Annotated in this window: 27 protein-coding genes and 2 pseudogenes; 16 read left to right on the top strand and 13 right to left on the bottom strand. The window is 68.8% G+C overall.

Features of this window, described 5'->3' with window-relative positions:
- Positions 1-9 precede the first annotated feature (9 nt).
- The 4 genes from AC069H_RS30405 to AC069H_RS30390 all read right to left on the bottom strand — a co-directional run bounded on the left by AC069H_RS30405 (position 10) and on the right by AC069H_RS30390 (position 2,618).
- Positions 10-1,038 (bottom strand): polyprenyl synthetase family protein, encoded by a 1,029-nt coding sequence (locus tag AC069H_RS30405; RefSeq protein WP_478234615.1) that lies wholly within the window; start codon positions 1,036-1,038, stop codon positions 10-12.
- An 84-nt stretch (positions 1,039-1,122) separates the two neighbouring features.
- Positions 1,123-1,566 (bottom strand): single-stranded DNA-binding protein, encoded by a 444-nt coding sequence (locus tag AC069H_RS30400; protein ID WP_219150473.1) that lies wholly within the window; start codon positions 1,564-1,566, stop codon positions 1,123-1,125.
- Between the two features lie 154 nt (positions 1,567-1,720).
- Entirely contained in the window at positions 1,721-2,032 is a 312-nt protein-coding gene (locus AC069H_RS30395) for a hypothetical protein (protein ID WP_478234614.1), read from the bottom strand.
- A gap of 193 nt (positions 2,033-2,225) precedes the next feature.
- Positions 2,226-2,618, bottom strand: a complete 393-nt coding sequence (locus tag AC069H_RS30390) for an NUDIX hydrolase (RefSeq protein ID WP_340687758.1) — start codon at positions 2,616-2,618, stop codon at positions 2,226-2,228.
- Positions 2,619-2,696: 78 nt separating this feature from the next.
- Here AC069H_RS30390 and AC069H_RS30385 point away from each other — a divergent pair, with 78 nt between their 5' ends.
- Positions 2,697-3,854, top strand: a complete 1,158-nt coding sequence (locus AC069H_RS30385) for an epoxide hydrolase family protein (RefSeq protein WP_478230844.1) — start codon at positions 2,697-2,699, stop codon at positions 3,852-3,854.
- Here the strand turns inward: AC069H_RS30385 and AC069H_RS30380 are convergent.
- Complete coding sequence (locus tag AC069H_RS30380; protein ID WP_478230845.1) at positions 3,847-4,893, bottom strand: winged helix DNA-binding domain-containing protein; 1,047 nt, start codon at positions 4,891-4,893, stop codon at positions 3,847-3,849. The genes AC069H_RS30385 and AC069H_RS30380 overlap by 8 nt on opposite strands.
- A gap of 148 nt (positions 4,894-5,041) precedes the next feature.
- Between AC069H_RS30380 and AC069H_RS30375 the strand changes: the two genes are divergently transcribed.
- On the top strand, positions 5,042-5,413 hold the full coding sequence (locus AC069H_RS30375; RefSeq protein ID WP_340687761.1) for a DUF6153 family protein: 372 nt from the start codon (positions 5,042-5,044) through the stop codon (positions 5,411-5,413).
- 47 nt (positions 5,414-5,460) lie between these two features.
- Complete coding sequence (locus AC069H_RS30370) at positions 5,461-6,048, top strand: DUF305 domain-containing protein (RefSeq protein WP_478230846.1); 588 nt, start codon at positions 5,461-5,463, stop codon at positions 6,046-6,048.
- 26 nt (positions 6,049-6,074) lie between these two features.
- Here the strand turns inward: AC069H_RS30370 and AC069H_RS30365 are convergent, their stop codons facing one another.
- Positions 6,075-6,440, bottom strand: coding sequence for a helix-turn-helix domain-containing protein (locus AC069H_RS30365; RefSeq protein ID WP_478230847.1), 366 nt, complete (start codon positions 6,438-6,440; stop codon positions 6,075-6,077).
- 13 nt (positions 6,441-6,453) lie between these two features.
- Here AC069H_RS30365 and AC069H_RS30360 point away from each other — a divergent pair, with 13 nt between their 5' ends.
- The 5 genes and pseudogenes from AC069H_RS30360 to AC069H_RS30340 all read left to right on the top strand — a co-directional run bounded on the left by AC069H_RS30360 (position 6,454) and on the right by AC069H_RS30340 (position 9,163).
- Complete coding sequence (locus AC069H_RS30360) at positions 6,454-6,936, top strand: methyltransferase domain-containing protein (RefSeq protein WP_478234613.1); 483 nt, start codon at positions 6,454-6,456, stop codon at positions 6,934-6,936.
- Positions 6,933-7,088, top strand: coding sequence for a hypothetical protein (locus tag AC069H_RS30355; protein ID WP_478234612.1), 156 nt, complete (start codon positions 6,933-6,935; stop codon positions 7,086-7,088). Before AC069H_RS30360 ends, AC069H_RS30355 begins: the two co-directional genes overlap by 4 nt.
- 38 nt (positions 7,089-7,126) lie before the next feature.
- A pseudogene (locus tag AC069H_RS30350) lies at positions 7,127-7,590 on the top strand (NAD(P)/FAD-dependent oxidoreductase); the annotation flags it as partial.
- A pseudogene (locus AC069H_RS30345) lies at positions 7,587-7,853 on the top strand (cyclic nucleotide-binding domain-containing protein); the annotation flags it as partial. The pseudogenes AC069H_RS30350 and AC069H_RS30345, both read left to right, overlap by 4 nt.
- An 83-nt stretch (positions 7,854-7,936) precedes the next feature.
- Positions 7,937-9,163, top strand: a complete 1,227-nt coding sequence (locus tag AC069H_RS30340) for an HNH endonuclease signature motif containing protein (RefSeq protein ID WP_478234732.1) — start codon at positions 7,937-7,939, stop codon at positions 9,161-9,163.
- Positions 9,164-9,453: 290 nt separating this feature from the next.
- Here the strand turns inward: AC069H_RS30340 and AC069H_RS30335 are convergent, their stop codons facing one another.
- The 3 genes from AC069H_RS30335 to AC069H_RS30325 form a co-directional block, all read right to left on the bottom strand.
- A complete protein-coding gene (locus tag AC069H_RS30335; RefSeq protein ID WP_478234611.1) occupies positions 9,454-10,527 on the bottom strand; it encodes a SagB/ThcOx family dehydrogenase in 1,074 nt (357 codons plus the stop codon).
- A gap of 53 nt (positions 10,528-10,580) precedes the next feature.
- Positions 10,581-10,703, bottom strand: a complete 123-nt coding sequence (locus tag AC069H_RS30330; protein ID WP_340687764.1) for a hypothetical protein — start codon at positions 10,701-10,703, stop codon at positions 10,581-10,583.
- An 81-nt stretch (positions 10,704-10,784) separates the two neighbouring features.
- Positions 10,785-13,691 carry an AfsR/SARP family transcriptional regulator gene (locus AC069H_RS30325; protein WP_478234610.1) on the bottom strand — a complete coding sequence of 969 codons (2,907 nt, stop codon included), beginning with the start codon at positions 13,689-13,691 and terminating at the stop codon, positions 10,785-10,787.
- 432 nt (positions 13,692-14,123) lie between these two features.
- On the opposite strand from AC069H_RS30325, the gene AC069H_RS30320 reads away from it, so the two are divergent.
- Both AC069H_RS30320 and ku read left to right on the top strand, forming a co-directional pair.
- Positions 14,124-14,402 carry a YggT family protein gene (locus AC069H_RS30320; RefSeq protein ID WP_340687766.1) on the top strand — a complete coding sequence of 93 codons (279 nt, stop codon included), beginning with the start codon at positions 14,124-14,126 and terminating at the stop codon, positions 14,400-14,402.
- Between the two features lie 58 nt (positions 14,403-14,460).
- The gene (ku, locus tag AC069H_RS30315; RefSeq protein WP_478234609.1) at positions 14,461-15,390 is read left to right on the top strand and encodes a non-homologous end joining protein Ku; all 930 of its coding nucleotides are present in this window, start codon (positions 14,461-14,463) and stop codon (positions 15,388-15,390) included.
- On the opposite strand, the gene AC069H_RS30310 is transcribed toward ku, so the two are convergent.
- Entirely contained in the window at positions 15,377-16,024 is a 648-nt protein-coding gene (locus AC069H_RS30310; protein ID WP_340687768.1) for a B3/B4 domain-containing protein, read from the bottom strand. The two genes, ku and AC069H_RS30310, sit on opposite strands and share 14 nt — an antisense overlap.
- A gap of 11 nt (positions 16,025-16,035) precedes the next feature.
- On the bottom strand, positions 16,036-16,647 hold the full coding sequence (locus AC069H_RS30305) for a LysE family translocator (protein WP_478234608.1): 612 nt from the start codon (positions 16,645-16,647) through the stop codon (positions 16,036-16,038).
- Between the two features lie 147 nt (positions 16,648-16,794).
- Between AC069H_RS30305 and AC069H_RS30300 the strand changes: the two genes are divergently transcribed.
- The 3 genes from AC069H_RS30300 to AC069H_RS30290 all read left to right on the top strand — a co-directional run bounded on the left by AC069H_RS30300 (position 16,795) and on the right by AC069H_RS30290 (position 18,484).
- Entirely contained in the window at positions 16,795-17,295 is a 501-nt protein-coding gene (locus tag AC069H_RS30300) for an ATP-binding protein (protein WP_478229713.1), read from the top strand.
- On the top strand, positions 17,295-18,179 hold the full coding sequence (locus tag AC069H_RS30295) for an alpha/beta fold hydrolase (RefSeq protein ID WP_478234607.1): 885 nt from the start codon (positions 17,295-17,297) through the stop codon (positions 18,177-18,179). Before AC069H_RS30300 ends, AC069H_RS30295 begins: the two co-directional genes overlap by 1 nt.
- 98 nt (positions 18,180-18,277) lie before the next feature.
- Positions 18,278-18,484, top strand: a complete 207-nt coding sequence (locus AC069H_RS30290) for a CsbD family protein (protein ID WP_044849933.1) — start codon at positions 18,278-18,280, stop codon at positions 18,482-18,484.
- A gap of 48 nt (positions 18,485-18,532) precedes the next feature.
- Here AC069H_RS30290 and AC069H_RS30285 read toward each other — a convergent pair whose 3' ends face one another.
- On the bottom strand, positions 18,533-19,639 hold the full coding sequence (locus AC069H_RS30285) for a cytochrome P450 (RefSeq protein WP_478229716.1): 1,107 nt from the start codon (positions 19,637-19,639) through the stop codon (positions 18,533-18,535).
- An 88-nt stretch (positions 19,640-19,727) separates the two neighbouring features.
- On the opposite strand from AC069H_RS30285, the gene AC069H_RS30280 reads away from it, so the two are divergent.
- The 3 genes from AC069H_RS30280 (at position 19,728) to AC069H_RS30270 (ending at position 21,597) form a co-directional block, all read left to right on the top strand.
- Complete coding sequence (locus AC069H_RS30280; RefSeq protein WP_478234606.1) at positions 19,728-20,195, top strand: MarR family winged helix-turn-helix transcriptional regulator; 468 nt, start codon at positions 19,728-19,730, stop codon at positions 20,193-20,195.
- A gap of 92 nt (positions 20,196-20,287) precedes the next feature.
- Positions 20,288-20,884, top strand: a complete 597-nt coding sequence (gene sigK / locus AC069H_RS30275; protein WP_478234605.1) for an ECF RNA polymerase sigma factor SigK — start codon at positions 20,288-20,290, stop codon at positions 20,882-20,884.
- On the top strand, positions 20,881-21,597 hold the full coding sequence (locus AC069H_RS30270) for an anti-sigma factor (RefSeq protein ID WP_478234604.1): 717 nt from the start codon (positions 20,881-20,883) through the stop codon (positions 21,595-21,597). The genes sigK and AC069H_RS30270 overlap by 4 nt, the downstream gene beginning before the upstream one ends.
- Here the strand turns inward: AC069H_RS30270 and AC069H_RS30265 are convergent.
- Positions 21,594-22,529: an SDR family NAD(P)-dependent oxidoreductase gene (locus AC069H_RS30265; protein ID WP_340687776.1), complete on the bottom strand. Its 936-nt coding sequence runs from the start codon at positions 22,527-22,529 to the stop codon at positions 21,594-21,596. The genes AC069H_RS30270 and AC069H_RS30265 overlap by 4 nt on opposite strands.
- Between the last annotated feature and the right edge of the window lie 3 nt (positions 22,530-22,532).

The raw sequence follows: 22,532 nt of genomic DNA, 5'->3' as shown, positions 1-22,532 counted from the left end.
TGCCGTGGCCTACTCGCCGCGGTCGACGACGAATGCCGAAAGGCCGACGAGCAGCGCCCTGGCGGGCCGGTCGGGGAGGCTGAGCGCGAGGTCCCTCGCCTTGGCGGCGTATCCGTGCGCTTCGGCGAGTGCGCGCACGACACCGGCGGATTCGCGCAGGAGCCCGAGCGCCTCTTGGCGGACCACCGGATCGGAAACCGGTCCGTGACCGATGATCTCGCGCAAGCGAGCGGCCCCGGGCCCCTCGTCGTCGACCGCGTGGAGCATCGGCAAGGTGACGACGCCTTCACGGAGGTCCGTGCCCGCGGACTTGCCGAGGTCGGTGGTGGACGCGGAGATGTCGAGGACGTCGTCGGAGATCTGGAACGCCACCCCGATCAGTTCGCCGTATTGGCCCAACGTTTCGATGGTCCGCTCATCCGCGCCCGACACCTGTGCGCCGAGCCTGCCCGCCATCGCGATCAATGACGCGGACTTGTCGGCCATCACCTGGATGTGGTGTTCGTATGGCGCGTGACGGCCACAGTCCTCGAACGGCCCGGTCGTCTCGAGGAACTGGCCGCGCACGAGCCTGCCGAACGTCTTCGCCTGCGACCGCAACGCGTAGTCGCCGAGGCCGGCGCCGACCCGTGCCGCGCAGGCGAGCACGTAGTCTCCGATCAGGACGGCTTTCTTGTTGCCCCACAAGGAGTTCGCACTGGTGACCCCGTGCCGCATCGGCGCCTCGTCCATAACGTCGTCGTGATAGAGCGTCGCGACGTGCACGAGTTCGACGAGGGCGGCCGCCGAGATCGCGTCGCCTCGCCCGTCGCCGAACGCCGCCGCGGCCAACGCCATCAACGGACGCAACCTCTTCCCACCCGCGCGGACGAGGTGGGTGGCGGCTTCGGTGAGTTCCGGATGACCGGGGCTGCGCAACACCTCCTGAAGTCTCTCTTCGACCCGGGCGAGCCCGGTGCGGAGTTCGGCGGCGAACTCCACGTGCCGCTCGACGGCCGGGTCCAGGCCGAGTTCCGTGACGATCGTGGTCGTGTTCACGACCTCCAGCATCCGAGCCGGAGGTTCGCGGCCGCATGGCGCCCGGGAGGGAGATCGCTCCCTCCCGAGAGGGAAACCGCCGGGTCAGAAGGGCGGCTCCGGGTTTCCTGCGGGCACCGGCGTTCGCTCCCAGGCCCCGTCCGACGGCGTGCCGCCCGAACTCCGGCCCGCCTTGTTCACCTTCGCCGTGGCATACCGCAGCGACGGGCCGATCTCGTCGACGTCGAGCTCCACCACCGTGCGCTTCTCGCCTTCCTTGGTTTCGAACGATCGCTGTTTCAGCCTGCCCTGCACGATGACCCTCGTCCCTCTGGTGAGGGATTCGGCCAGGTTCTCCGCGGCCTGCTTCCACAGTGCGCAGCGCAGGAACAGCGGGTCTCCGTCGCGCCATTCCCCGCTCGCGCGGTCCAGGACGCGTGGTGTCGACGCGACCGTGAAGTTCGCGACCGCCGCTCCGGACGGGGTGAACTTCAGCTCCGGGTCGGTCGTCAGGTTGCCGATCACCGTGAGCACCGTTTCTCCGGCCATGGGGCTTTCCTCCTCGGGTCCGCGCGCGGACCCGGCCGGGCCCGCTGTCGCCTGTGAAGAGGAGACCACCGGGGTACGACAGTTTCCGGCGTCCCGCGGCGCCCGGATGTCATGAAAGGGTCGTTCAAGACGGAAAGTGTCCTGAACGACCCTTTCATGACAGCCGGGCGGCCACGACCCGGTCCACAGTGACCGTCGCATGTGGACTGAACATCGCGCCGTACCGGAGGACGGCGGCGCCGTCGCTCACGCCGAGCAGGTCGATGGAGAGGTCGTTGTAGGTGACGGTGCTGTCCGGCCCGAGCGTGGCCGTGAAGTCGAGACCGTTGGCCGACGCCTCGCACCTCTTGCCGGTGCAGGTGCCGCCGCTCCGGGAGCCGATGCCGCGGGCGACCAGGACGACTGTGCTCTCCTCGACGGATCGGACGGTCAGGGACTCGACCCTCGTCTCCTCGGGAAAGGTCATCCTGCCGCCCGGCGGCGCGCCGACCTCGCGGACGCCGTCGGAGCAGGCGGCGAGGTCCCCGCCGTCCGCGGGCTTTGGCGGCTCGGGTGAGTCCGAACGCAGCCCGCCACGAAAGCGAGCGCTGCCGGAGCCGGCAAAAGGCGTCGGAGCATGCCAGGAGCGTAGGGAAGCCCGGCCGGGACGGGTCCTGGCATCAGCCTTCGAGCGCTCGCCGGAAGTGATCGGCGAGTTCGAGTCCCGCGGCCTCTTCGCGGGTGTACCAGGTGAAAGCGTCGTGTTCCCCGGGATCGAGCACGACCTCGCCCGCGGTCTCTTCGGAGAGCGCGTACACCGTGGCGTGGATCCGCATCGGCCTGCCCGCGACGTCGTCCCAGCTGTGGGTGCCGCGTTCGCCGGTCACGTGGACGGCCAGCCCGGTCTCCTCGGCGAACTCGCGGACCACGGTCTCGTCGGGCCGCTCGCCCGGCTCGACGGTCCCGCCCGGCAATTCCCAGCGGCCGCCCAGGAAGGACCCCGGCCGCCGCCGGATGAACAGGATCTTCCCGTCGCGGATGAGCCTGCCGTAGGCCAAGTACTTGTCCGTCACGAGCGCATCTTCCCGTACCTGAGATGCGCCCTTGATTGAGGACCGAAACTGTCCGCAATGCCTCGTAACTTGGGCTTCATGGAAAACACCGAGATCCGCCCCTTCCGCCTCGACATCCCGCAGGAGCAGCTGGACGAGCTGCACGCGAAGCTCGACAGCGCGCGCTGGCCCGCTCCGCTTCCCGGCGACGGCTGGGACACCGGAGTGCCGGTGGCGTGGCTGCGCGGACTCGCCGAATACTGGCGCGACGGCTACGACTGGCGTGCCGCCGAACGGGAGATCAACCGCCATCCGCAGTTCACCACGGTCATCGACGGCCAGCGGATCCACTTCCTGCACGTCCGCTCGACCGAAGCCGGCGCGACACCGCTGATCCTCACGCACGGCTGGCCGGGTTCGGTGGTGGAGTTCCTCGACGTCATCGGCCCGCTCACGGATCCGAAGGCGTACGGCGGCGACCCGGCGGACGCGTTCCACGTCGTGATCCCGTCGCTGCCCGGTTTCGGTTTTTCGGGCCCTGTCTCGGATTCCGGCTGGACCATGCCGCGGATCGGCCGGGCATGGGCGGAACTGATGCGACGGCTCGGGTACGAACGCTACGGCGTGCAGGGCGGCGACCTCGGCGCTTCCGTGTCGCCGGAGGTGGCCAGGTCCGCGCCGGACAAGGTGATCGGCGTGCACGTCAACGGCGGGTTGACCCCGATGCCGCCGATGTCCATGCCGGAGGAGGAACTCGCCTCGCTCACCGACGTCGAACGCGATCGCGTCAAGCGGATCGGGGCCTTCATGCAGGAGGAGTTCGGCTACATCGCGATCCAGTCGACGCGGCCGCAGACGCTCGGCTACGGACTCGTGGACTCCCCGGTCGCGCAGCTGGCCTGGATCATGGACAAGTTCCGTGAGTGGACGCATCCGCGCCCGACGTTGCCGGAAGAGATCATCGGCAAGGACCGGTTGCTGACCAACGTGATGTTCACCTGGCTCACCGGCACGGCGGCTTCGTCCGCGTACGTCGGCTACGCGCAGGCGGAAACCTGGGGAGCCGTCGAGAAGAACTCCGGCGTGCCGACGGCGGCGCTGATCTTCGCGCACGACGTCGGGATCCGGCGGTACGCCGAGGACGCCCACACGATCGTGCGGTGGACCGACGTCGATCGCGGCGGGCACTTCGCGGCGTTGGAAGAGCCCGAGATCCTGGTCGCGGACGTGCGGGAGTTCTTCCGGTCCCTCAACTGACGAGGACGGCCGTCTCCCCGAGGAAGCGGCCGTAATCGTCCACTTCGGACTCCAGTCCGGCGATGGCGGACCGCGGGAGCGTGGCGAAGGGCTCCACGACGACCTTCGTCAGCTTCGCGGTCCGCTTGGTGTGCCACGTTCCGGCTGTCCGGCCGTCGATCAGCACGGTCGGCGCGATCATCCCGCCGCCGGAGTTGACGCGTTTCGCCTCGGCCGGGTCGAGGAGCAGATCGCGGTCGCGGTAGCCCAGCAGATAAGTGTCGAAAGCGCCGAGCAGGCGCGGGGGGCACGGGGGAGCGGACAGTTCGGTCTCCGAGAGGGCGAAGCGTTTGCCGGCGGGAACGAGGTCCAGCGCGGTGAAAGCCTTGCGGCAGAGGCCGATCGGGAGCCCGGACCAAGCGCTGAAGTCCTCGGCGGTCGCGACGCCATAGGCGGTCAGGTAGCGGTGGGCGAGTTCTGTATGCGGTTCGTCCGGCGTGCGGCTCTCGGTGACCCGTTCGTCGAGGAGCACGTACGTCGGCTCCGTCCCGGCGTCGTGGCCTCGGCACAGCAGTCCGCGGTTGGCCGCGTACGCCAGGAGATGGGCCGGTGCCTGAGATTTCGCGTCGAGCGCGATACCCTCGGCGGCCAGGCCGTCCAGGATCTCCCGCCGAGTGAGTGCCTTGCCCGGCAAGAGATCCTGGAGTTTCCCGAGCGCGCGTTCGCAGAGTTCGTCGGTGAGGTCCAGTTGCCTGCGCCGTCCCTGCCCCGCCTGGGCGTTGCGCGGGCCGAACAGCCGGTTCAGCCACCGGAGATCCGCCGTCGGCACGAGATGGAGCGTCTTGCGCATCAGCCAGGTGCGCGTGACCGCGTGGGACGCCTCGGTGTCCGGAGCGGTCAGACCCCGGCTCCGGGCCCGGATCGCGAGGCGGGCGGCGGGCGTCGACTGTGCCTGGACCGCGGCGACGGAGCCGACCACGGCGAGCACGTCCGCGGCCGGCGCGGTCAGCAATTGCGCGTGGGCGCGGACGGCACGGAGGTCGTCGTCGGACAGCGTCACCCGCTGACGATCTCACGGGCGTGCGCCGGCTCGGTGTCGCCTCCTGGCCTGCGCAGGCATGCAGATATGCAGGGAAGGCTCCCGGCACTGCTTCCGGCGGGGAAACCCCACCGTCCGGCGGCGCGCTGAATCGGGCTACGGTGGAGCCGTGACCCAGACCTCGTACCCGGCCGCCCTGCGGTGGCTGTTGTTGTGCGTGGTGGCGCTGGGTCTGGTGGGTATGCACCACGTCGTCGCCGAGTCCGGCCACGACGCGGGGCACTCCGCCGTCGCGATGGCGGATCCGTGCTGCGCGGACACGTCTTCGCACGACGACGGTGGACACAGTGGACTGCACCTGTGTCTCGCGATACTCGCCGCGGCCGTGCTCCTGATCGTCTCCTGGCTGCTCATCCGGAATGGACGGACGGTGGCGACCTGGAAGTCGCGCCCGCGCGGCGGCTCGGCGTCGGGCCGTGATCCGCCGCGCTGGAGACCGGTACCCGAAAGATTGTCGCTTCTTTGCGTGTTGCGGGTGTGACAGGCGGGTTCGTCCCGCCCTGCCCGAAACCGATCAGAGGAAGAATCATGACCAGCAGGAAACTGGTCGGGGCCGCGCTCGCCGCCCTGGCCTCCTTCGCCGTGCTCACCGGCTGTGCCGGCTCCGACACCGCTTCCACCGGACACGGCATGTCCACGGTGAAGGCGCCGGATCCCCAGCAGGCCGGCCACAACCAGGCCGACGTCACGTTCGCGCAAGGGATGATCCCGCACCACGAACAGGCGCTCGCGATGGCGAAACTCGTCGACGGCCGTACCAAGAACGCGAAGGTCGTCGACCTCGCCGCGCGGATCCAGAAGGCGCAGGATCCGGAGATCCAGCAGCTGACCGGGTTGCTGAAAGGCTGGGGAGTCGCGCCGTCGGGCGAGCACTCCGGACACGGCTCGGCGTCCGGCATGATGACCGAGGACGATCTCGCGAAACTCGGCAAAGCCAAGGACGCCGCGTTCGACAAGCAGTGGCTCGAAATGATGGTCAAACATCACGAAGGTGCGCTCGAGATGGCTAAGACCGCCTTGCAGCAGGGCAGCAACGCCGAGGTGAAGGCGTTGGCGCAGAAGGTGATCGATGGTCAGCAGGCCGAGATCACCGAGATGCGCGCGCTGCTCGGCTGAGCCGGGGACGGTGGCGCGGGCCGGGGTCATCCGGCTCGCGCCACCGCCGCCCGGAAGTGCGCGCACTGAGTGAAGTCGTCATGCTCGCACCCGAGGGCGCAGTCGACGATCGCGAGCGAGGCCTGCGCGGCCGCGATGCGTTGCTCGAGTTCTTTCTTGTGGCGCTTGAGGATCGCTTCGCGCTCGCTGGGTCTGCGGAACATCTCACGGATGCCATCGAGGCTCAGGTCCGCCTCCTTCGAGCGCAGGATGATCGCGATCCGGTAGAGGTCGTTGTCGTCGTACCGCCGCCGGTCGCCCGCCCGCGCCGGCTCGAGGAGGCCGACGGACTCCCAATGGCGCAAGACATGCGTGGCCAGGCCGAAGCGCTCCGCGACCTCGCCGACGCTCAAGGTGCTTGACCTCATGTCGACACTAAGCCGGACGATCTGCGGTATGTCCATGTTGCAGCGGCTCGACGCCGCCGAAGTCCTGCCGGGAGCCGCCGAACTTCGGGCCCGGACCTACGAACTGCTCCGGCTCGAACCTGGTTCCGCGGTGATCGACGTCGGCTGTGGTGCCGGGCCGGCCGTATCCGAGTTGTCGTCGCCGGGTTTCCGCGCTGTCGGTGTCGACCTTTCGGCCGAGATGGTGGAAGAGGTCCGGCGGCGCTCACCCGATCGCGATTTCCTGATCGGGGACGCGTACGCCTTGCCGGTCGACGGTGGATTCGCGGGTTATCGGGCGGACAAGGTGTTCCATGAACTCGCGGAGGCTCGGCGGGTTCTGGTCCCTGGTGGACGGATCGTGTTGTCCGGTCCCGACTGGGGAGGCGCTGGTGATCGATTCTTCATATCCGGCGGCTGCTCGACGCGAGCGGGTTTCGTGAGCTGTCGGTCGAGGGAGTGATCGGGTTCCTCGGTGGGGAGTCGTTCCTGCGCGGGCTGGTGGACGTTGCTGTCCGGGGCGGGGCGGTTTCCTTGGTGGAAGGGGAGATTTGGCTGGCGGATCAGGCCGGTGATGTCGTCGTGCCGCAGTTCTTGGCTTCCGGGGTGGTGTGAGGTGATCGTCGCCGAGAAACGGCGACTGATGTCGTTATCAGGCGGCGGTGTTCTTCTCCAAGCACGCCGCCGACGGCACCATCCTCGTCCGCGGCCAGTCGCTCGAATCGTCCACGTCCGCACCCGGACCACGGTGGTCGAGGCGCGCGGCGACGATCATCTCGAACGGCTGACCCTGTGCGAGAACGGCGGCGCGACCGAGACCGTGCCCACCGGGCACCTGTTCATCTTCATCGGCGCGGCCCCGCGCACCGACTGGCTCGGCACGGAGATCCAGCGTGACGACCACGGTTTCGTGCGCACCGGCCCCGATCTGCTCACCGAGGGCGGCCCGCCGCCCGGCTGGCCGTTGGACCGCGACCCGCACTACCTGGAGTCGTCCATCCCGGGCGTGTTCGTGGCGGGTGACGTCCGGGCGGCGTCGGTGAAGCGCGTCGCGTCGGCCGTCGGCGAAGGCGCCATGGCGGTCACCCTCGTCCACCGTTATCTGGAGGAGCAATGAGCGTTCTGCCCAGGGAGGAACTGCGCGGGCTCTTCCTCTTCGAGCACCTCGGCGAGGAACAGCTCGACTGGATCGACGAGCACGCCGTGCTGGAGCACTACACCGGCGGCGAGACGGTCATCCGCGAGGGTGAACCGGCCACCTGCTTCTATCTCCTGCTGTCCGGCGCGCTGCGGATCACGCGGCTCGTCGGCGGCACCGAGGTCGAGACGATCCGGTCCGACCAGCGCGGCGCCTACTGCGGCGCGACGCAGTTCTTCGTTGCCGTGTAACGAAAACTTGCGCTGGCCCGGAAACTGTCGGTGGTCGGATGTAGCTTCTGTGCGTGGATACCCGCAACGCCACTGTGGCGCTACTCAAGGAAATCACCTCACCTGATGCTTTGCAGGAGGTCACTGCCGCACTGGATTCGTTGGAGGACAAGGATGCTGTTGACACCGCTGTCGCGGCATCAGAAGGAATCGCACGGCTGGAGGCCGTCCGATTCCGTGCACTCGCGCAGCTGAACCGCCACCGTGACGGTGCGTCGAGTGTGGTGCAGGAGGTCGCGTTCGCGTTGTCTGTTGTGGACGGTCACGCGGCCGGGTTGGTGTCGACGGCGGCGGCGTTGACCACCCGGCTGCCGCGCACGCTGGGGCTGCTGGATCGCGGACAGGTGGGCGGTTATGGGGCGATGAAGGTCGCTACCGCGACGGCGTGGCTGTCGGACGAGGATGCCCGTGCGGTGGACGCGGTGCTGGAGGACCGGCTACCGGGCCGGAACTCCGAACAGATCCGGAAGGCGGCGAACCACGCGGCGATGATGGCCGACCGTGACGGCGCCGCCCGCCGGGCGGAGCGGCACCGCGCCGGGCGTCGGTTGTCGATCCGGCACGGCGAGACCGGGGTCGCCTCGATCGATGTCGAGGACGGCCCCGTGGAGAAGGTCGCCGCCGCCTACGCCCGGATCGACCGCGAGGCACGCGCGCTCAAGACCTGCGGCGAGAACCGCACCCTGGACCAGCTGCGCGCCGACGTCGCCCTCGACCTCCTCCTCGGTGGCCAAGGCGGCAAAACCGAACGATCCGAAGTGTTCCTCTACATGGACCTCAACACTTACCTGGGACTGAACGAGGACCCGGCCGAGCTGGCCGGGCACGGGCACATCCCGGCGTCGCTGGCCCGGCACATCGCGTCCGGCCCGGACACGGTGTTGCGGCGGATCATCACCGACCCCTTGTCCGGGCAGGTCTTGGATTTGGGCCGGGACCGGTATCGGCCCAGCGCCGGGTTGGGCGAGTTCGTGCGGGTGCGAGACCGGGAATGCCGAAGACCCGGCTGCCACCGCATCGCCCAAGCCTGCGACCTCGACCACTCGGTGCCCTGGCAATTCGGTGGCCACACCAGTGACACCGAACTGATCGACCTCTGCCGCCGCGACCACCGCTTGAAAGACGAACCCGGCTGGGTCTATCGGCTCGCCGCCGACGGCACCCTCACCATCACCACACCCACCGGACACAGCTACGACAGCACACCACCACCACTACACGAACCCCGCACACCGCTCGACGAGGAACCGCCACCGTTCTGAGGCCGTCGCCGAAAACGGCCACGGTGCCGGTGCGGTCGCCGAAATTCGGCCACGGCTTGGCGGTGTGTGCAGGCCCCGGGATCTCAAGGCGACTGTGGTCGCAGCGCTCGCTAGGTGGCTGTGCGGTCCAGCGGCGTCGCCGAAATTCGGCCACGGCTCGGCCGCGTGTGTGCAGGACCCGGGATCTCAGTGCGACTGCGGCCGCGACACGGCGACGTTCGCAGCGGCGACTGTCGCCGGCAGTACCCCCGAAGCGCCGTCGCCGAAATGTGGCAAAGCCCTTCAGGTACTCACAAACGAGTGCCCAGCACGGACATGCCCAGCACCAGTTCGTTGGCCGGATCGCAGCCGAGAAGATCCTCGACCAGTTCGTCGCGAAGCGCCGCGGTGAACGTGACGCTCAGTCCCAGCGCGGTCGCCATCAGGTACACGGTCTGGCTCAGGTGGCCGACGTCCATCAGCAGCACCCGATAGGTGCGGCTCACCGGGTACTTCCACTGGTTCCGCTCGATGACGCTGGTGTAGATCAGCAGCGCGCCGGCCTTCCGGGTCCACTGCTGGTCGCCGGCGAGCGCGGTGAGTTCGTCGTCGTCGATCTTGGCGTCCAGTGGCGTGAGGCTGTGCCGGAAACCGTCGTAGTGGTAGGCCCCCCGATCCAGGCCCTCGACGTTCCTCGCGTAGACGTACACCTCTGTCGGATGCCGGGCTCCGCCCGACGGGCTCGTCTTGAAGACGTTCCCGGTGGCGGGGATGTCGGAATGCGTTTCCGGCCTCGTCGGCCGGGCCGCGGTGAGGAGTGCGCTCAAATCGCGCAGCCGCAAGGGTTCTTCGCCGAACTCGCGGACACTTCTGCGTTGGTTCAGCGCGTCGCCCAATGCGATCGCGTTCAAGGGTTCCGGTGACGGTTCGGGCAGCGCTATCGCGTCGTGCTCGCCGGAAGGCCTCACCGGAGAGGGCGGAGGACTGGCCTTCGCCTTCTCCAGCAAGGTTTTCGCCGTCATTTCGCTGGTCGTGAACTCGGTCTCCCGCAAGGAGCGGGTACCGAAGTGAAACGCCCGCGCGGACGTTCCCCAAGGCCCCCAATCCCGAAGGATCTCCTCTTCCCGTTGTTGCCGGGAAGAACCTTTGACCACCAGCACGTCGTACCGGATCATCGCTCGCGCGATGCGGACGAGCCTTTCCCCGGTCTCGGGATTCTCGTCCGCGGTGCGGATCGATTCCGGTTCTCGCCAAGAACTGAACCAGCGCAGGACGCGTTCGGTTCCTTCGGCGAGTTTCAGCTGGCGATGGCCGAGGTGGTCGTCCCAGACGACGTCACCATCGGACCAATAAAGCGTTCCGCATGAGGAAACCCTGACCAGCATCGAATGTCTTGTGCCCCAGTCCCCAGTAATACTTTCCGAATACGTCTGGTCATTCAGTGTCGCGAGCGGAAAGGAGGCCCGCCGTGCGGCGGCGGCTCGAACCCGCCCCAGGTGCTCTGCGCCTTGTACTCCGCTTCGAGCTCGTACAAGAACTCGTCGTCGTCTTCATCGTGCATGTCGCCGATCCTCTCCGTGAGCGGTTACTCCGGTCAAGCGAATATACCTACGCCAACAGAGTACCGGAGCGAAACGGAGAATTACGCCGAGTAATCGCTCAGGCGCTGTTTGAGTTCGCGAACCTCTGGCAACTCCGAAATGCCGAGATCGGTGTAGAGGCGCAATGCGAACCGGCGATGACGGTCCGCATTCATTCGCTCACCGAGAATGTCGAACGCGAACGCCATCTCCTTGTGGGCGATGGGCAGCATGCTGCGATTCCCGGTCGATTCGAGCACTTCGACCGCGGTCGTCAACTGACTGACCGCGAGCGCGCCGTCACCGAGTCCGCGCGAATTGATACCGAGGGCGAGAAAGCATTCCGCCTCGAGATCAGGTGATTCGTTCTCCTGGGCCAGCCTCAGTGCCTGGTCGAGTTCCTCGGCGGCTTCGGGATAGCGCCTGTTCTCGGTGTGGATCAGCCCGATCCGGTGCCTGGCGCGGGCTTCGATGAGGACACTGCCATGGGCGTGGGCGGTCTCGCGGACCCAGCCGAGGTGTTCGATGGCCTCGTCCGACTCGCCCTTGAGCCAGTGGGTGACCCCCGAGTTGCCCCTGGCCCGGCACTGCATCCGGATGTCGCCGGTGGTCGCGGCCAGTTCGAACACCTCGTTGAACAGCCGGTTCGCTTCGGTGAACTCGTTGAGCCGCCACAGGGTCAGCGCGTACATGTGCAGGGCCTGGTACTCGAGGACCACGTTCCCGGTGACCCGCGCCGCGGACAGGGCGAGGGTTTCCAGCTCCCTGGCCTGCCGGTAGTAGCCGCGGTTGTCGAAGTAGCGCCACACCGCCGAACAGAAGGGCACGAGGTCGGAGTACTGCTGGTGGTTGTTCATCGCGACGGCCACCGGCAGCACGTTCTGCCATTGCGCGTCCATCCAGTGCGCAGCCTGGTCGTAGTCGGCGAAGGACTGTCCGAACTCGCTCTTCGGGACCTCGAGGCCCCCCGGCTCGTCTTCGGAGTCCGGGTCGATGAACTCCATCGCGGCCGCGACGGTGCTGCGGTAGTAGTCGAACAGCCGCCGCATCATCGCCTCGCGCTGGTGCTCGGGCTCTTCGGCGAGCAGGAGTTCGCGACCGTAGCTGCGGAGCAGGTCGTGCATCTCGTACCGGTCCATCGACGGCTGGCGCAGGAGGTTCACGTCGACGAGGCGTTCGGCGAGGCGGCGGGCCTCGCCGAGGCTCACTTCCGCCAAGGCCGCCGTCGAGTGGAGATCGAAAGCGGCGCCGGGGTGATGGCTCAGCCGGCGGAACACCCGGCGCTCGGTCTCGGTCAAGTTCAGATAGGACACCCGGAACGCGCCCGCGACGTCGCGTTCCCCGGCGGTGAGCTCGCCGAACCGGTTCCGTTCGTCGCGCAGCTGCCTGGCGACGAAGTCGAGCGTCCACGATGCCCGCGCGCGCAGTCTGCTCGCCGTGACGGCCAGCGCGAGCGGGAGATCACCGCACAGGCTGGCGACCTGGTCGGCCGCGTCCGGGGATTCCCTTCTCAACCGCGAAGGCCCGACGATCCGGCCGAGCAGTTCCACGGCGTCGGCCCGGCTGAACGGTTCCAGCGAGAGCAGTTCGGCGCCGTCGAGGTCCACGAGCCGGGTGCGGCTGGTGATCAGCACGCAGCAGCTCGCCGAACCGGGCAGCAGCGGGTTCACCTGCGTCGCCCCGATGGCGTTGTCCAGCACCAGAAGCACGCGTTTGCCGGCGAGGCAGCTCCGGAAGAGCGCCGCGCGCTGTTCGGTCCCGGTGGGAATGTCCGAACCCTGGATGCCGAGCGATCGCAGCAGCGCCTCGAGTGCGGCCCCAGGGTCGACCGGGTCGCCCGCGGGCGAGAACCCTTCGAGGTTCACGAAGAGCTGCCCGTCGGGGAACAGCGGCGCGAGCCGGTGTGCGGCGTGGACGGCCAGCGCGGTCTTGCCGACACCGGGCATCCCGTCGATCGCGATCAGCCTCGGCCCCGCCGGGGAGCCTGCCTGGCCGATCTCGAGGACGGTCCGCAGTTCCGCGGCACGGCCACCGAACGCGGGGAGGTCCGCGGGAAGCTGCGCGGGGCGGGGGAACAGCGCCTTCTGCGCGTCCGCGTCCTCGCGACGTCCGCCGGTGTCCATTCCGGCCCGGAGCCCGCCGACGCCGTACCGGACGAGGGCGCTGTCGGTCATCAGCTCGGCGTCGGCGCGCAGGATCTGCTGGTGGAGCGCGCTCAGTTCGGCGCTCGGGTCGACGCCGAGCTCCTCGGCGAGCGCGACCCTGGTCCGGTCGAACGTCCGGAGCGCGTCGGCGCCGCGGCCCGCCCGGTAGAGCGCCAGCATGGTGAGGCACTGCAGGGTCTCGCGCGTGGGATGCCAGGCGGCGAGGTCGAAGGCCTCGCGAGCCGACGCTTCGGTTTCGCCGAGCCGGAGCCTGGCGCCGATCAAGAGCTCACAGGCGGCCAGGCGTTCTTCGTCGAGCCGTCGCGCGGTCTGTTCGATGGCGTCGCCTTCGAGACCGTCGAACGCCGGCCCGCGCCAGAGCGAGAGCGCGTCCGCCAGCTTGGCGGCCGCCTGGGAGATCAGCCCGGCCGAAAGGAGTTCGGCGCCCTGGTTGTAGTCCGCTTCGAAGCGGACCGAGTCGAGCGAGGCGCTGCTGATGACGACGCGGTACGCCGAGCCGGTGGTGACCACGGCGGACCTGGCCACGCCGAGGTCGTGCCGCAGCCGCGCGATCGCGTTGCTGACCTGGCGGACCGCGGTCTTCGGCGGATTCTCCGGCCACATCGTGCCGATCAGGTACGACACCGGGACCAGCCTGCCCGCGTTGATCAGCAAGGCGGCGAGGAGACGCTGTTCGCGGCGTCCGCCCAGCCGGACGGGGACACCGTCGACCTCGGCTTCGAGCGGGCCGAGAACGGAGAAGCTGAGCTGGGAGGGCCGGCCGGTGGGCGATCCCGCCGAATCGGGTAAACGATCAGCGGTCATATGCGACTATGTCGTCCGAGGCCGTGAGCGTGCTCACGCACTACCTCCAGTCCGTTCGCCGGCTGACCGGCACCCTAACCCACCGCTTCGGCCTCCAGCCAGATCAGCGCGGGCGACGCACTACGGCATTCGGCCTAACGGGCGCGCGCGGGCCTGCCCTGAAACCGGTTCGATTCTACGCCCGGCCGCCCCTGAACTGCGCGGATGCCCGGCGGTGGAGTGCCGATGTAATTCCGATGCAGGGCCTTGGAAAGCTGAAGACATCAGCTGGCGGGTCGGCGCGACGGGGCAGCGCGCCGAACCGTGTGTAGGGGCTCCGCGGCGGTTGGCCTTCGAACTGGGGGTGGCCAACCGCCCTGGTAGCCCTTTCTGCCTGTCACAGGTTGCTCCCAGCAAAGCGCGGCACACTGGACCGAAGAGGAGTGTGCCGCCATGAGTGCTCTAGGTGATCTGCTGGGCTTCCTGCTCACCCTGTTCCTGATCGTGCTCATCGTCCGGATGGTGCTCGACTGGGTCGTCAACCTCGCCACCCGTCCGCCCGGCTGGGCCTTCCGGGCTCGCGGGATCGCCCATCGGCTGACCGAGCCCGTGCTGGCGCCGGTCCGCCGCGTGGTGCGCCCGGTGCGGGCGGGCGGGGTCGCGTTCGACCTCGCCTTCACCCTCGTGTTCCTCGGGGTCGTTCTCCTGCAGTCCCTCGCGTTCAGCCTCTGACCAGGTGTGATCCGCCGGGATTCCGGGTACCAGCCCGCTGGAGGAGAGGAGTGTGCCCATGCGTCCGGTCTGGAGCGGTTCGCTTTCGCTCGGTCTGGTGACGGTGCCGGTCCGGCTTTACAGCGCGGTCGAGGACCATACGGTGCACTTCCGCCAGTTCCAGCGCGGAACCGAGGACCGCATCCGGTACCGGCGGGTGAACGAGCGCACCGGCAAGGAAGTCGGCTACGAAGACATCGTCAAGGGTTACGAGCTCGAAAACGGCGAGTACGTGGTCGTCGAACCCGAGGAGCTCGACGAGATCGCCCCCGGCCGGTCGAAGTCGCTCGAAATCGAGAGCTTCGTCGAGCTGGACGCGATCGACCCGATGTTCTTCGACAAGACGTACTGGCTCGCGCCCGCGAAGGACGAGTTCGAGCGCCCGTACGCGTTGCTGCTCGAGGCGATGGACTCGTCGGGCAAGGCCGGGATCGCCAAGTTCGTCATGCGCAACCGCGAGTACCTGGCGCTGGTGCGCTCCGGTGACGGCGTGATGGTGCTCAACACCCTCCATTTCGCGGCCGATCTGCGGGATCCCGCCGAGCAGCTGCCGGACCTGCCGGGCAAGGCGAAGGCGCGCGGCAAGGAACTCGACATGGCCATCAGCCTGATCGACGCGATGAGCGACGACTGGCGGCCCGAGGACTACCGCGACACCTACACCGACCGCGTGCGGGACCTGATCAAGGCCAAGAAGAAGGGCGACACCATCACGCCCGCGACCGAACCCGGTGAGCCGACGAAGGTCGTCGACCTGTTCGAGGCGCTTTCGAAGAGCGTGGAGAGCGGGAAGGCCAAGAAGAAGTCCGGGGCGAAGAAGCCGACAGCGAAGAAGGACCTCTCTTCGCTGTCGAAAGCCGACCTGGACAAGCTGGCACGGGAGCGGAACATCAAGGGGCGGTCGAGGATGACCCGCGCGGGCCTGGAGAAGGCCCTCAAGGCCTCGTGACGACCCCCGCCGTCGCCAGTTCGCGCGCGATGGCCTCGATCAGCAGCCGGACGTCCTCGCCCGCTGTCGCGTGCAGCCCTTCGGAAACGATCAGCACGTCGGACGTCGTGGCGGAGACCGCGGAGTGCCCGCTCTGCCGGTTCGTCCATCGGCGCGCGTGGGCTTGGCCGTCCTCGTCGGCGAAGATCACCTCGCCGGGGTTCGGCTGCTCGACCGTGCCGGCGAAGGTCACGTACTTCTCGTCGCCCCGCGCGTGGCGGACTTCCAGCGAGCCGCTGATCTTCGCGACGTCGAGCACCGCGACCGGGACGGCGTAGGCGACCGAGACCGCGTTGCAGAGATCGATCACCGGGTGGATCCGGGGAAGCGTGCCTTCTTTCCGCAGCCTGCGCAGCAGTGACTCGGACGCACAGCGGTACTGCGTCGGTTTCAGGCCCATCTTGGCGAACGCCCGCCGCCAGGCCTGGATCTCGGGGAATTCCGATTCGGGCCCGTCCGCGAGCCGCCGCGTCGCCCGCGCGAGGAACTTCTCGACGTCGACCGGCATTTCCGGGGTGATGCCGGTGGCCCGCAGTGTGCCGACGGCGAGGGCGGGATGAGCGGCGCGGATTTCCGGGTGGTGCTGGAGTCGCATGCTGAACCTGTCTACTGGGTGGTGAACGCGAGTTTGGCGCCGAGCGCGGCGAAGGAACCGGCGAAGATCCGCCGGAGCCAGGTGAGCACGCGCGGCCGGGAAAGGACGTGGTGCCGCACGCCGGCGGCGAGGACGCCGTACACGCTGAACACCACGAAGGTGGCCAGCATGAACACCCCGCTCAGCAGCAGCATCCGAGGGATCGAACCGGGCTCGCCCGCCGGGACGAACTGGGGCAGGAACGCGAAGAAGAACAAAGTCAGCTTCGGGTTCAGGACGTTGATCAGCACGCCGGAGGTGATCGTCCGCAGGGTCGACGCCGGTTCGGGATCGCCGTCCACGACGATCGCCTCACGGTCCTTCAGGGTCGCCCACGCCATGTAGAGCAGGTAGGCGACGCCGAGGTACTTGATGATCTCGAACGCCACCGCGCTCGCGTGCAGCAGCGCCGCGAGACCGGTGATCGCGGCGACCATGTGGGGGATGATGCCGAGGGTGCACGCCAGCGCGGCGACGACGCTCGCGCGTCTGCCCCGGGCCAGTCCGGCGGAAAGGGTGTAGACCACGCCGGAGCCGGGCGTGGCGACCACGACCAGCGTGGTGACCAGGAAGGCGATGCTCACTGGATCACTGTGCGCGCTTTTTGGTCTGATGGACAGGACCAAAGACGAGTGACTCCACAGGACCAAAGCGTTGCGTGAGGCGGCGTGAGGGTTCACCGGAAGGAGTGGCATGATGCACGCTCGCACGTCGACGAGGAAGGCCTTGGTTTGAGCGCGCGCACTTCCCAGATGGACGACCTCCGGCTGGTGGCACAACCGAATGCCATGTTGTGTTCCGAGCTCTTCGTCCGTCTCATCTTGTCGGATTGGTCCTTGCGGCCGTTGCTCGATCAGGCGAAGACCGCCGCCGCCAGATTGGTGGGCACGCTGGTCGACGCGGCCGATCCGAAGGAGCCGCCCTTCCTGACGCTGAGATTGCGCCTGCGGTCGGACGTGCTGGTCATCGAGGTCGACCACGCGCTGGACGGACTCCCCGTGCCGACGCCCGCTCCGGGAGAGCGGACCGGGGTGGCGCCGAGCGAGACCGGCGGCGTGACCCTCTGGTGTGAGCTGCCGCTGCCTGGTGGCCTGTCTGCCGGACAGGTCCGGCTGCCGAGGCGGGGCGACCGTCGCACCCTGGTGGACGAACCCGTCTCCGGTGAGCCCGTCGGCGCCGATCCCGAAGTCCTGGAACGGCTTCTGACCCGGCTGAGCGGCTGGTCCGGCTGATGGGGACGAGGCGGGTCACCACGCCGGTGCTCGAGATCGAGTACGAACACGCCGGTGAAGCGGGTGGGCCGCCGGTGGTCCTGCTCCATGGCTTTCCGTACGACGTGCGGGCCTACGACGAGGTCGCCGCGCTCGTCGCGGCGGGCGGAGCCTCCGTGTACGTCCCGTATCTCCGTGGGTTCGGTGGGACGCGCTTCCTCGACGAGGCGACACCCCGCTCCGGACAACAGGCCGCCCTCGCGCAGGACCTGTTCGAGTTCATGGACGCGCTCGGGCTGGAGAAGGCCGTCGTCGCGGGATACGACTGGGGCGGCCGCGCGGCGTGCATCGCGGCCGCGCTCCGGCCCGAGCGCGTGCGCGGGCTGGTCTCGGTGGACGGCTACAACGTCCAGAATCTCGCCTACGCCGGGGAACCCGCTCCGCCGGAGTGGGAACGCACGTACTGGTACCAGTTTTATTTCCACTCCGAGCGCGGACGGCGCGGGCTGGCGGAGAACCGCGACGAGCTGTGCGCCTTGTTGTGGTGCACCTGGTCGCCGACCTGGACGGGCGCCGAGGCGGCATTCCCGGCCAGCGCCTCCAGCCTCCACAACCCGGACTTCGTCGACGTCGTCATCCACTCTTACCGGCACCGGTTCGGCCTGGTGGAAGGCGATCCGCGGTATCAGGCGCTCGAAGACCTGATCGCGAAGGAGCCGGCCATCACGGTGCCGACGGTCGTGTTGGAAAGCGGGGACGACGGTATCGGCGGCCCGAGCGCGGAGGGCGACCGCGAGTACTTCACCGGGCCGTATGAGCATCGGGTTCTGCCGGGGGTGGGCCACAACGTCCCGCAGGAAGCCCCTGAGGCGTTCGCGGCCGCTGTGGCGTCGCTGCTCGGGTGAGGACGATCACCCGTCCGTGCGCGTGACGAATCCCGATCTTCGTTTGTCCTTCGGACGTAAGGCGCACGATCCGGGCGCCACGGACGGAGGAGGACCCGATGTCGTTGGGCGACAAGATCAGCAACAAGGCCGAGGAGTTCGGTGGTAAGGCCAAGGAGGCCGCCGGCGACGCCACCGGCAACGAGGAACTGCGCGCGGAAGGCCAGGCGGACCAGGCGAAGGCCGGTCTCAAGGGCGCGGTCGAGAACGTGAAGGACGCCGTCGGCGACGCGGCGGACAAGATCCGCGACACCTTCAAGAAATAGCGTTTCCTTCCGGGCCGGGGCGGCGGATTTCCGCGCCCCGGCCCGTTTTCAGTCGTGCAGGACCACCGGCAGGCTCGTGAGCCGTGTTCCCTGGATGCCGCCGAGGAACGTTTGCCGCAGTTCGCCATAGGGCACCGCGAGCCGGGCTTCGGGGAAGTCCGTGCGGAGAACCGTCGCGACCGCCCGCAGTTCGAGCTGTGCGAGCTGGGCGCCGACGCAGAAATGCGGGCCCGCGCCGAAGGTCAGGTCCGGGCCCGGTTTCCTGGCCGGGTCGGTGTTGATGCCCTGGATGTCGACGAGCACCGGGGCCCCGGCGGGGAGCCGGGTCCCGGCGAGAACGACCTCCGAGGTCGTGAACCGCCAAAGCGTGAACGGTGCGGGCGGGTGCATCCGGAGGGTTTCCCGGACCAGGTGGCTTTCGGGGGTGGTGTCCCCGTCCAGGAGCCGCGAGACGAGGAAGCCGATCGAGGCGTCGGTGGTCAGCTGCCCGGCGAAGATCAACGCGAACAGGTGATACCGCAGGTCCTCTTCGGACGTCTCGGGCGGAAGGTTGTCGCGTAGTTCCGTCGCGAGTCCCTTTCGGTTCGGGGTCAGCCCCGCGGCGGCGAGGTCCGCGATCGCGGCGATGGCCTTGCCCTGGGCGCCCGGCTCGGGGTCGGACATCCGGCGGCACGCGTCGACGGCGACGTCGAGCAGGTGGAGTGGGATACCGAGCAGGTCGAGCAGCACGGTGAGCGGGAAACGGGTGGAGAACCCGTCCATGAGGTCGACCGTTCCGCCGCCGAGGTCCGTCAGCAGTGCATGCGCGATCCGGTGGATCCGGTCGGATTGCGCCTGGATCCGTTTGGCGCTCAGCAGAGGAGCGTGCGCTCGCCGCAGTCGCGTGTGGTCGGGGCCGTCCAGCGTGGTGAGGGACGGCTGTTCGGCGGCGGTTTGTTCGAGGCCGGTCCATCCCTCGGGGGCGAGCGCGGGATCCTTCGCGAAGCGCGGGTCCGCCAACACCTCGCGGGCCGGCTTCTCCTCGGTCACGATCCACGCGCTTCCGCCCTCGGGGGCGGCCACTTCGACGAGGGGACCGGCGGCCCGCAGCGCTGGACGGACAGGGTCGGGTTCGGTGATGCCGCGGGTCGTCGCGGCGAATGGATCGGGGAGCACAAAAACTCCTTCATGGGAAAGTATCTTCATAGTGAAGGTATATTCGGAGCCGGTAGGTTGTCAAAGCGCACGGATCCGAGGAGGGGTGATGGAGGACGACGTCGCGGCGCGGAGCGCGTCGCTGCTGGACGGCCTCCGGAGCTTCGGAGCGAACTACACCGAGTTCACCCGGCGTTTCGCGGATTGGCTCGGCCTGCACGCCACCGACGCCGCCGCGCTGGTGGAGATCCTCTACGCCGAAGACACCGGATCGCCGTTGTCCCCGGCCCGGCTCGGCGAACGCATCGCGCTGACCTCCGGCGCGACCACGAATCTGCTGAACCGGCTGGAAACCCTCGGCTACGTGGTGCGGACCAGGGAGAACAGCGACCGGCGGAGGGTGACCCTGCGCAGCGGCCCGGACATCCAGGGGCCCGCGCGTGAGTTCTTCGGCCCGTTCAGCGCCGGGCTCGCGGCGCTGGTGGCGGAGTACCCGGTGGAGGAGATCGAACGGTTCGAGGCCTTCCTGCGGCAGCTGAAGTCCACAATGGACACCGTGCTCGAAGAACAGGGGTAGCCCGGACCAGTCCGATCCGCTCTCGGCACCGAATCCCTCCCGGACGCCACGGAACCGCGTAGCCGGGCGTCGGGTGAGGTGGAGGCGGCTTGATGGTCGAGGGTGTGCGGACGAGTCCGCGCGGAAGCGGCGGCACCGGAGCGGTGCCTGTCGAGGCGAGTTTGATGGAACGGGTCGCGGCAGGTGACGAACAGGCGTTCGCCGACCTGTACGACGTCGTGGCCGGACCGGTGTGGGGAGTGGTGAACAGGGTCGTCCGCAACGGCACGTTCGCCGAAGAGGTCACCCAAGAGGTCCTGGTGGAGGTGTGGCGGACGGCCGCCCGGTTCAAACCGGGCAAGGGGAGCACGCTGGCCTGGGTGCTCACGATCGCGCACCGGCGGGCGGTGGACCGAGTTCGTTCGCATCAGGCCGCGCTCGACCGGGACGATCGCGCGGGACGGCTCGACTTCCGCCGCCCGTTCGACGAGGTCGCCGAGTCGACGATCAGCAACCTGGAGCAGCAACGGGTGCGCCAGTGCCTGTCCGCGTTGACCGATCTGCAACGGGAATCGGTGGTGCTGGCCTACTACAACGGCTACACGTACCCGGAAGTCGCGGAAGTGCTCAAGACCGCGCCCGGCACGGTGAAGACCCGCATCCGCGACGGACTGATCCGGTTGCGTGACTGCTTGGGGGTCGGGCAATGACGGCCGAGCTGCACACGCTGACCGGGGCCTACGCCGTGGACGCCGTCCCGGAGGAAGAGGCCGCGGCCTTCAAACGGCACTTGCGGGGCTGCCCCGCGTGCGGCCAGGAGGTCCGGGAACTCCGCGAGGCCGCCGCGCGTCTGGGGGCAGCCCTCGCCACGCCACCACCGCCGAGGCTGCGGGAAGCGACGCTCACGGAGGTCGCCCGCACCCGTCAGTGGCCTCCGCTGGTCGCTGTCGCGCGCCGAGGTGGGCCGGCGAAGACGAGGATCGCCCTCTGGGGTGCCGCGGCGGCCGCCGTCGGAGCGCTGGTGTTCAGCTTGGTCACCACGTCCACCGATCCGGGAGCCGACCCCGCACAGCAACAGCTGGCCTCCGTGAACGCCGTGCTCACCGCGCCCGACGCCTCGACGGTCAAGGAGGGCGCCGAACGCGGGACCACCACGGTCGTGACCTCGCGGAGCAAGGGCAAGATCGTCGTAGTGGCCGGCGACCTCCCGCCCTTGGCGCCCGGAAAGGCGTATCAGGTCTGGCTCATCGGGGCGAGCGGCGTGCATTCCGCCGGGCTGCTGGCGCCGGACGGTCCACATCGGACCCACCCGGTCCTCGCGGACCTGCCGGGCGGGATCGACCGCGTCGGCATCACCGCCGAACCCGCCGGAGGTTCGCCCGCCCCGACCGTTCCGGCGGTGGCCATGGTGGACCTGGTCTAGCGTCCGGTCAACCGCTCGCAGGCCTGCCAGAGTTCCTGGCGCTGCGCGGCGGTTTCCCGGGTTTTGCCGAGATAGTGCGTCGGCCGCTGGACGCGGTCGTGCCAGAACATGCCGTTGTACCGGCCCGGTTCCTCGGCGGCGGCGAGCCAGACGAACGTGTCCGCGCCCTGCCCGGGGTCGCGCAGGATCCGCCGCGTCAGCTTCCGGAACGTCGGCAGGGAGGTCGCGACTCCGGGAGTGTCGGCCCAGCCGGGATGCGCGCTGTGCACGGTGACCCCGGAGCCGTCCAGCCGGTCCGCCCAGAGCTCGGCGAGCACCACCTGCATCCGCTTGGTGCGCGCGTATCCGGCGGCGGGCTTGTACTCGTCCCGGCGGTATTGCAGGTCGTCGGCGCGCAACGGCTGACCGTACATGCCACCGGAGCTGACCCAGATCACCCGCGCGCCCTCGCCGAACTTCGGGCGGAGCGACGCGGTCAGCAGATGAGGGCCGAGTACGTGCGTGGCGAGCATGAGTTCGTTGCCCTCGGCCGTCTCCGTGCGTTCCGCGGGCATGACCCCGGCGTTGTGCACCAGGATGTCGACCTCGCCGTCGAGGTCCTTGGCGTAGTCGCGTACGGACGACATCAGGCTGACATCGCACTGGTCGACGACGATCCGCGAGCCGGGCACGGCGCGCTCGATCTCGGCGCGGGCGGCGTCGCCGTCGCCGCGGATCGCGATCCGGACGGTCGCCCCCAGCTTCGCCAACCCGATGGCCGTCGCCTTCCCCAACCCCGCTTTCGCGCCGGTCACCACGGCGACCTTGCCCGCGAGCGCGTCCGGCGCGGGATCCTCGGGCCACCAGTGCCGCCGCAGGAAGTGCCCGATGCTGCTGTACCCGAGCAGGGTCCGGTCGAGCACGGTGTCGGCGGCTCGGGTCACGGTGGACATAGG

The organism is Amycolatopsis sp. NPDC043887 (assembly GCF_056435665.1).
This window is presented reverse-complemented; position numbering and strand designations above follow the sequence as displayed.